General features: G+C 69.6%; 2 protein-coding genes. Both read left to right on the forward strand.

Translation table 11 applies throughout. The features are described from left to right. The first annotated feature begins 164 nt into the window (after positions 1-164). On the forward strand, positions 165-1,019 hold the full coding sequence (aroE, locus tag HUK84_RS16380; protein ID WP_176641231.1) for a shikimate dehydrogenase: 855 nt from the start codon (positions 165-167) through the stop codon (positions 1,017-1,019). A gap of 194 nt (positions 1,020-1,213) precedes the next feature. Continuing rightward, a partial coding sequence (locus tag HUK84_RS16385) for an aldo/keto reductase (RefSeq protein WP_176641232.1) occupies positions 1,214-1,973 on the forward strand: 760 nt, incomplete at its 3' end.

Here is a 1,973-nt window from a genome sequence, read left to right on the forward strand (position 1 = left end):
GGGCGCCACCGGGGACGACGCGGGCGCGGACCGGGCCGGAGAGACGCCGCGGGCGCAGGAGGTGGGTGACAGGCCTGCATAGCTATGCAACCCTGTCGGGCCGAACACGCCGCGGGCCGCCCCGGAGGGCGGACCCCAGACGAGAGCATGTCGAGGAGGCCCCAATGACGTCCCATAATTTTCTTGCCGCGCTGACCGGATCCTTTTCCACCCCGTGCGCGGACAATCCGACCGTCGCGATGATCGAGGCGGCGTATCGCCATCACGGGATGAATGCCCGCTATATCAATTGCGACGTGAAGCCCGAGGGGCTGGCGGATGCCGTGCGGGGTGCCAAGGCCATGGGGTGGGCCGGTTTCAACTGTTCGATCCCGCACAAGATCGCGATCCTGTCGCACCTGGACCGGCTGGCGGAATCGGCGGCGATCATCGGCGCGGTGAATTGCGTGGTCATCCGTGACGGCGCGCTGATCGGCGAGAATACGGACGGCAAGGGGTTCCTGACCTCGCTGACGCAGGTCATGGATCCGGCGGGGAAGACGGTCTGCCTGCTGGGGGCGGGCGGCGCGGCGCGGGCCATTGCCGTGGAACTGGCGCTGGCCGGGGCGCGGCACCTGACGATCGTCAACCGCGATGCGCGGCGGGGGCAGGATATCGCGGCGCTGATCACCGAATCGACGCCGGCCGACGCGCGTTTCGTGGCGTGGGACGGGGCGTTCGCGGTGCCCGAGGACACGCAGATCCTGATCAACGCCACGTCGGTGGGGCTGGGCGACGCGAAGGCGATGCCCGCGATCGATTGCGACAGCCTGCGCCCGGGCCTGGTGGTGGCCGACGTGATCCCCAACCCGCCGAAGACCGCGCTGCTGCGCGAGGCGGAGAAGCGGGGCTGCGTGACGCTGGACGGGCTGGGCATGCTGGTCAACCAGGGGGTGATCAGCGTGCGGCTGTGGTTCGGCACCTCGCCGGAGCCGTCGGTGATGGCGCGCACGCTGGAGGATATTTTCGGCGTCAAGTAGTCCCCTCCCCCACGGGTGGCGCCACGGGCCGGGCCCTCGCTTGGGCGTTGACAGGGGGGTGCCGGGTCTGCTGCCCTCGGTCCGCTGCCCCGGAGTCTGTCGCCCTGGGGTCTGCTGCCTTCGGGTCTGCTGTCCTGGGGCCGGCGCCCACGGGAATGGTCCGGGGCGCGTCGCCGACAGGGAGGGAATGCGGCATGGATTATGTGCGACTGGGCCGGACGGGCCTGCAGGTTTCGCGTATCTGCCTGGGCTGCATGACCTATGGCGTGCCGGAGCGCGGGCGGCACCCCTGGACGCTGGACGAGGATCGCAGCCGGCCGCTGATCCGCCAGGCGCTGGAGGCCGGGATCAATTTCCTGGACACGGCCAACAGCTACTCCGACGGCACGTCGGAGGAGATCGTCGGGCGGGCGATCCGCGATTTCGCGCGGCGCGACGAGATCGTGCTGGCCACCAAGGTGTTCTTTCCGACGCGGTCCGGGCCGAACGGGTCGGGCCTGTCGCGGCGGGCGATCCTGACGGAGATCGACAACAGCCTGCGCCGGCTGGGGACGGATCATGTCGACCTCTACCAGATCCATCGCTGGGACCCGCATACCCCGATCGAGGAGACGATGGAGGCGCTGCACGACGTGGTGAAGGCGGGCAAGGCGCGCTATATCGGCGCGTCGTCGATGTATGCGTGGCAGTTCGCCAAGGCGGTCTATACCGCGCGGCAGCATGGCTGGACCGAGTTCGTCAGCATGCAGGACCATCTGAACCTGCTGAACCGGGAGGAGGAGCGCGAGATGCTGCCCTTCTGCCGGGACCAGGGGATCGGCGTGCTGCCGTGGAGCCCGCTGGCGCGGGGGCTGCTGGCCCGCGACTGGCGCGAAAGCACGACGCGGCAGGAGAGCGACGACATGACCCGGGCGCTGTATTCGGGCACCGTGGCGGCGGATCGCGCGGTGATCG

Origin of the sequence: Nguyenibacter vanlangensis (assembly GCF_013376155.1) — a bacterium.
GTDB classification, from domain to species: domain Bacteria; phylum Pseudomonadota; class Alphaproteobacteria; order Acetobacterales; family Acetobacteraceae; genus Gluconacetobacter; species Gluconacetobacter vanlangensis.